The organism is Frankia sp. AgPm24, assembly GCF_023243055.1.
GTDB lineage: Bacteria > Actinomycetota > Actinomycetes > Frankiales > Frankiaceae > Frankia > Frankia umida.
This window is the reverse complement of the sequence record NZ_JALKFW010000206.1, coordinates 126,470-133,233: the sequence shown is the minus strand read 5'-3', so window position 1 is coordinate 133,233 and position 6,764 is coordinate 126,470. Positions and strand designations below refer to the sequence as shown.

The 6,764-nt window shown below is 73.0% G+C and carries 3 protein-coding genes and 2 pseudogenes; 3 read left to right on the top strand and 2 right to left on the bottom strand.

Features of this window, described 5'->3' with window-relative positions; translation table 11 throughout:
• Positions 1–323, bottom strand: a pseudogene (locus MXD61_RS20420) (hypothetical protein); the annotation flags it as partial.
• A gap of 254 nt (positions 324–577) precedes the next feature.
• On the opposite strand from MXD61_RS20420, the gene MXD61_RS20415 reads away from it, so the two are divergent.
• The 3 genes and pseudogenes from MXD61_RS20415 to MXD61_RS20405 all read left to right on the top strand — a co-directional run.
• A complete protein-coding gene (locus tag MXD61_RS20415) occupies positions 578–4,042 on the top strand; it encodes a UvrD-helicase domain-containing protein (RefSeq protein ID WP_248815061.1) in 3,465 nt (1,154 codons plus the stop codon).
• Between the two features lie 37 nt (positions 4,043–4,079).
• The gene (locus MXD61_RS20410) at positions 4,080–4,994 is read left to right on the top strand and encodes a substrate-binding domain-containing protein (RefSeq protein ID WP_248815060.1); all 915 of its coding nucleotides are present in this window, start codon (positions 4,080–4,082) and stop codon (positions 4,992–4,994) included.
• Positions 4,995–5,182: 188 nt separating this feature from the next.
• Positions 5,183–6,397: pseudogene (locus MXD61_RS20405) on the top strand (MFS transporter); the annotation flags it as partial.
• Here the strand turns inward: MXD61_RS20405 and MXD61_RS28990 are convergent.
• On the bottom strand, positions 6,331–6,756 hold the full coding sequence (locus tag MXD61_RS28990) for an ArsR/SmtB family transcription factor (protein ID WP_374629270.1): 426 nt from the start codon (positions 6,754–6,756) through the stop codon (positions 6,331–6,333). The pseudogene MXD61_RS20405 and the gene MXD61_RS28990 sit on opposite strands and share 67 nt — an antisense overlap.
• Positions 6,757–6,764: the final 8 nt, after the last annotated feature.

The following is a 6,764-nucleotide window of genomic DNA, read 5'->3' as shown; positions in this document are numbered from 1 at the left end:
CGGCGGGGGGGGGGGGGGGGTCGGGGGGGCCGGGGGGGGGGGGCGGGGGGGGGGCGCGGGGGGGGCCCCGCCCGGGCCGGGGGGGGGGGGGGGCGGGGCGGCGGCGGCAGCGCGGCCGCGCCCGGCGCGGTCAGCAGGACCTCACCGGGCCCCACCTGCTCGGACACCGGTACGCCCGCGGGCAGGTCAGCCAGCCAGAGGGCCAGGGGATGCTCGTCGACCTGGCGGACCCGGACGCCCCGGGCCACGGCCAGCTCATGCAGGAAGCGCACCAGCCGGTGACACCGGTCGGCCAGTGCGGCGCGCTGGTCGTCCGCCGACATGGGCCCGTCTCCCTCCGCCCCGCGGTCATCCGGCCATCAGAGCGGCCGTGATCGTACGAACCCTCGCATCATGACGGCTACCCGTCGCGCCCGGCCGGCTGGGGGTCCGCACGGGCCCGCCGGGACGAACATGGGCGTCCCATGGTCTGAGAGTGGCTCTTTGTGTTCCTGTCGTTGGCCATGTGGAGGTCGCGGTGTCCGCGGCGGCGTGCCGACGCGGAGTGGGGACGGTGGATGCGACAACATACACATCTGTGATGTCACGGTTCTATGCGGATTTGCACATCCACTCCCGGTACTCGCGGGCGTGTAGCCGTGACTGCGACCTGGAGCATCTGGCCTGGTGGGCGGCCCGCAAGGGGATCGCGGTGGTCGGGACGGGGGACTTCACCCATCCGGCGTGGTCGCAGGAGCTCGCGGACAGGCTGGTGCCGGCCGAACCGGGGCTGTTCCGGCTGCGGCCCGACCTCGAGGCCGAGGTGCTGCGCACACTGCCGGCATCGTGCCGCACAGCCACCCGCTTCATGATCTCGAGCGAGATCTCCACCATCTACAAGCGCGGTGAACGGACCCGCAAGGTCCACCATCTGCTGTACGCGCCGACCCGCGAGCAGGCCGCCGCCATCACCGCCGCCCTCGCCCGGATCGGCAACCTGGCCGCGGACGGACGGCCCATCCTCGGCCTTGACTCCCGCGACCTGCTGGAGATCACCCTGGCCGGCGGGCCGGGTTGCTACCTCGTCCCCGCGCACGTCTGGACGCCCTGGTTCGCGGTGCTGGGCTCGAAATCGGGTTTCGACGCGGTCGAGGACTGTTACGTCGACCTGGCCGACGAGATCTTCGCCCTGGAGACGGGCCTGTCCGCCGACCCGGAGATGTTCTGGCGGATCTCCGGCCTCGACCGTTACCGCCTGGTCAGCAACTCGGACGCGCACTCCCCGCCGATGCTCGGCCGGGAGGCGACCGCGTTCACGTGCGAGCTGGACTACTTCGCGATCGAGGCGGCGCTGCGCGGCGGGGACGGTTTCGCCGGCACGGTCGAGTTCTTCCCCGAGGAGGGCAAGTACCACCTGGACGGCCACCGTAAGTGCGGGGTGGTGCTGACCCCCGAGCAGACCCGTGAGGTCGGCGGACGCTGCCCGACCTGCGGCGGGCTGCTCACCGTCGGCGTGCTCAACCGGGTCGAGGCGCTCGCCGACCGCCCGGACGGGACGGTCCCGGCGACGGCCGGCACGGTCAGTTCGCTGGTGCCGCTGCCGGAGATCGTCGGGGAGATCCTCGGCGTCGGTCCGAAGAGCAAGGCGGTCGCCACCCAGGTCACCTCCCTGGTGTCACGGCTCGGCCCCGAGCTCGGCATCCTCGGTGACGTCCCGACCGACCGGATCGCCGAGGTCGGCTCCGCGGAGCTGGTCGAGGCGATCACCAGGCTGCGCCGCGGCGAGGTCATCCGTCAGGCCGGCTACGACGGCGAGTACGGCGTCATCCGCCTGTTCACCCCCGACGAGCTGTCCGCCGCCCCCGACACCCTCTTCGACCTCACCCCACCCCCCACCGCCACATCCGCCGCCCCCGCCGGCCCCGCCACCCTCTCGACCTCGGGCGGTGGGCGGCACCCGCGCCACAGCGCACTCGCCGCCGGGACGCCGCGGACATCCGCCGCGAACCCGCCCAGCCCATCCCTGGACGAGGCGCTCGCCGCCACTGCCGCCACTGCCGCCACTGCCGCCACTGCCGCCGTTGCAGTCGCTGCCGCGCCGTCCGTCCTGGATGGCCTTGATCCGGATCAGCGGCAGGCGGCGGCGCACGCGGACGGGCCGCTGCTGGTCCTGGCCGGACCCGGTACCGGCAAGACGCGCACGCTGGTGCACGCGATCGCCCACCGGGTCGCCGAGCTCGGCGTGCCGGCCGACCAGTGCCTGGCCGTGACGTTCACCCGCCGGGCCGCGGGCGAACTCGCCGAACGGCTCGAGGCGCTGCTCGGGGAGCGGGCCGCCGGCATCCTCGCGACGACGTTCCACGGGCTTGGCCTCACGATCGTCCGGGAGCAGCACACGCGGCTGGCCCGCGGCGCGCACGTCCAGGTCGCCGACGACGCGGTGCGCGCCGAACTGCTCGACGCCGCCCTGCACGGCGAGGGCGACGCCCGCCAGCAGCGGCGGATCGCCGCCGGGATCGCCGACCTCAAACGGCAGCGGGCCCTCGGCGCGGCGCGGCGCGACCACGAGCTGCTCGGTGTCCTGGCCCGCTACGACGCGGCGCTACGTGACCGGGACATGGTCGATCTCGACGATCTGATCGTGCTGCCGCTGACGCTGCTGCGGGACGCACCCGACCTCGTCGAGCGTTACCGGGCACGGTTTCGTCACGTCTGGGTCGACGAGTACCAGGACACCGACGAGCTCCAGTACCGGCTGCTGTCGCTGCTGTGCCCGCCGACGGCGAACCTCGCCGTCATCGGCGACCCCGACCAGGCCATCTACAGTTTTCGCGGCGCCGACGTCGGTTTCTTCCTGCGTTTCGAGCAGGACTACCCGGGCGCCCGCACCGCCGCCCTCACCCGCGGCTACCGCTCCACCCCGACGATCGTGCGCGCCGCCCTCGACGCGATCGCCCCCGCGAGCCTCGTCCCCGGCCGCACCCTCACCGCCGTGCGCGGCCACGCCGGGGATGGCCCGGTGCTGCTACGCCGCCACCGCGGCGAGACCGAGGAGGCGATCGCCGTCGTCGACAGCATCGACGCGGCCCTCGGCGGCACCTCGTTCCACGCCCTGGACATCGGCGTGGACGGCTCGGTCGACGCCGGCCTGTCCTTCGCCGACATCGCCGTGCTCTACCGCACCACCCGCCAGGCCGAACCCATCATGGAGGCCCTGGCCACACGCGGTTTCCCGTTCCAGCGCCGCTCCCACCTGCCCCTGGCCGACGCCCCCGCCGTCGCCTTCCTGCTCGCCCTGCTGCGTGCCCCCACGGCCGGTCCGGTCGGCCCCCGGCCCGTGTCGTCGCTGGTCCGGGACGCGGCTGGCCGGGCCGGCGCGCTCGCGGACGCGTTCGGCACCGAACTCGGTGCGTCCAGTCTGCTCACCGAGCCCGGCGTTTTTCCGGATGGTGGCCTGATACCGGCTGGTCGAGTGCCCTCCGAGGCGGAGCTGCGCCTCGCGGTCGAGCTGCTGATGCCGGCCGCGGCCAGTGCCGGCACCGATCTGGACACCTTCCTCACCGCCGTCACGATGGCCAGCGAGGTGGACGGCTACGACCCCCGCGCCGACCGCGTCTCGCTGCTCACCCTGCATGCCAGCAAGGGCCTCGAGTTCGGCCTGGTCTTCCTGATCGGCTGCGAGGACGGCCTGCTCCCCCTGCGTTTCGGCGCGGCCCGGCCCAAGGCCGGCGCGGACGACGGCGCGGCTGCGAACCCGGATGCGACTGCGAACCCGGATGCGACTGCGAACCCGGATGCGGCAGTGGCGGCCGAGGCGGCGCGGGCGGCCGAGGCGGAGGAACGGCGGCTGTTCTTCGTCGGTATCACCCGGGCCCGGGACCGCCTGATCCTCTCCGGCGCGGCGCGGCGCCCCGGCCGTGGCGCCGACGTCGAGATCCGCCCGTCCCCGTTCCTCGCCGACATCGACGCGAGCCTGCTGTCCACGGAGCCGACACCGCAGACGGACGCCCCACGCCGCCGTAACCGTCGCGAGTCCGTCGGCCAGCAGCTGCGACTCGTCTGACCAGCCTCGCCGAGGCCGGGTCGTACAGTGCTCGGCCGTGAGCCGTTATCGACAGATCGCCGATGATCTGGCGCGCCGGGTGCGCGCGGGTGACCTGGCGGCGGGCACGGAACTGCCCGGGGTGCGCGAGCACGCACGGGCGGTGGGCACCACGTCGTCGACGGTCGTGCGGGCGTACCGCTTCCTGGCCGATGGCGGGGTCATCACCGTGTCGGACCGACGCCGGGCCCGGATCGCCGAACAGGGCATGATCGCCGCGACGCGGCTCCTCGAACCGGAACGGGTGTTTCGGCTGGCGGGCAGTGATGATCCGGCCCTGGGCATTCTGCTGGAGCATCTCGGCGCGCTGGTGGAGACAGTGGGCGCCCGCGGCAGTTTCGCCGGGCTGCGGGCCGTGGAGCGGGGTGAGGCCGACGGAGCGGTGATTCACCTGCGGCATCGCGATGGCGTGTACAACGAGTCGTTCGTGCGGGCGGTGCTGCATCAGGACGAGCCGTATCTGCTGCATCTGTGGCGGCGTGAGCAGGGGCTGATCGTCCCGGCCGGAAATCCGCGGGGGCTGACGCGAGCCGCCCAGCTCGAAGGGCTGCGGGTGGCGCGGCGCGAGACGGGAGCGGGAACGCAGGTGGTGCTCGACCAGATGCTGCTGGCCGACGCCATCGAGCCGGAAACGGTGGCCGGACCGGAACTGCCCTCGCATATGGAGGTCGCCTTCGCGGTCGCCCTGGGAATCGCCGATGCCGCGCTGGGCCTGCGGGCCGGGCTCACGGATCTGGGCCTGGAGTTCGTGCCACTGCTGTGGGAACCGTACGAGATCGCGCTCGGCCGTCATGCGCTGGGCGCGGCCCGGCCGCTGCTTTCCGCTCTGCGCGACCCGGCCCTGCGCAATGCGCTCGCCGACCTGGGTGGTTATGACCTTTCCCACAGCGCCACGATCCGCTCGGTGGGCTGAATCCGCCGTTCCCGCGAATACCGCTGCGGTTGTTGCTTCGGTCAGTGGTAGTACAGACCGCATCGAAGATCATTATAGTCGGTCTGGTCGAACGGAAACAGTCTTCCTTTCGTGGAACGCGCCGACGTCTCCTTACGGATGTGTCGGACATCCACGTATCGCCGCCATCGTCGCCGTCGCCGGCCGTCATGGCGCAGGCCGCGGCTGGCCGTCGACCCTGGCTGACCCCCGGGGTCGGCGGCATCGGCGCGGCGAGTTTCCTGGCCGACGTGGGGCATGAGGTGCCGACCGCGCTGATGGCCGGTTTTGTCACCACGACCCTGGGCGCACCCGCCGCCGCGCTCGGGGCGATCGAGGGCATCTCGGACGGTCTGGCCGGCGCCGGCCGCTTCGTCGGCGGCGCCCTGGCCGACGACCCTGGCCGACGCCGCACCGTCGCGGTCGGCGGCTATGCCACCACCGCCGTGCTGTCCGGGCTGATCGGAGTGACCACGTCCACGGTGCAGGCCGGGGTACTGCGCGGCGCGGCGTGGGCTGCCCGTGGGCTGCGGGTTCCGGCGCGCAACGCGCTGCTCGCCGATCTGGTGCCCGCCGCCGCCTACGGCCGGGCGTATGGGTTCGAGCGGACCATGGACAATCTCGGGGCTATTGTCGGGCCGCTGCTGGCGCTTGTCCTGGTGACGTTCGTCAGCCTGCGTACCGCGATGCTGCTGTCGATCGTGCCGGGTCTGCTGGCCGCGTTCGCGATCGTCCACGCGATTCGGCGGGCGCGGCTTCCCCGTACCCGTGCGGCCAGCCGGCCGCGATTCGTCGTCCGACCGATCCTGCGGGGGCGGCTCGGGCGGGTCATGGCCGGATTCACCGCCTTCGAGCTCGGCAATGTGGCCGCCACGCTGTTGGTTCTTCGGGCCACCGATCTGCTCGCCCCCGGCCATGGCACGCACACGGCCACCCAGCTCGCGATCGGCCTTTACATCGCCTACAACATCGCCGCCACGGTGGTGTCCTTTCCCGCCGGTGGTTTCGCCGACCGGTGGGGTCGGCGCGGGCCGGTGCTGGTCACCGCCGCCGGTGTGGCGGTGTTCCTGGGTTCCTATCTGGTGTTCGCCGTGTCCGGGTCCGCGCTCTGGCATCTGGGAGTCGCGTTCGTTCTGGCCGGGGTGGGAATCGGCTGCGCGGAGACCGCGGAACACGCGGCGGTCGCCGCCTTCGCGCCGGAGCGGATTCGTGGATCGGCGTTCGGTCTGCTGGCCACCGTGCAGGCGGTCGGGAACATCGCCGCCAGCGTGGTCGCCGGGCTGCTGTACACGGTGGTCTCACCCCGGCTGGCGTTCGGCTACCTCGCCGCCTGGATGCTGCTCGCCCTCGTGCTCCTGCTCTGGTCGGCGCGCGACCCCTCGTCCCGGGCGGGTGGCGCGAAGATCGCCCCCAGGGCGGCAAGGGCACCGGGGACGGCCCGGTAGTAGGCCCAGACCCCGCGTTTGTCCCGGGTGAGCAGGCCGGCGTCCACCAGGACCTTCAGGTGATGGCTGATGGTCGGCTGGGTCAGCCCGAGCGGTTCGGTGAGCTCGCAGACGCACGCCTCGCCACCCTCACGGGCGTAGATCATCGACAGCAGGCGCAATCGCCGAGAGTGCCGATCCCGCCAGCAGCGCCGGTAGCCAGCTTCGGCAGGTCGAGCCGGACGCGAACCGGCCGGGGTCGGCGTGTGACCTCCCGCGCAGGACCGGTGCCGCGGCGCCGGCCGCTGGGCGTGGGCCACGGCCAGCC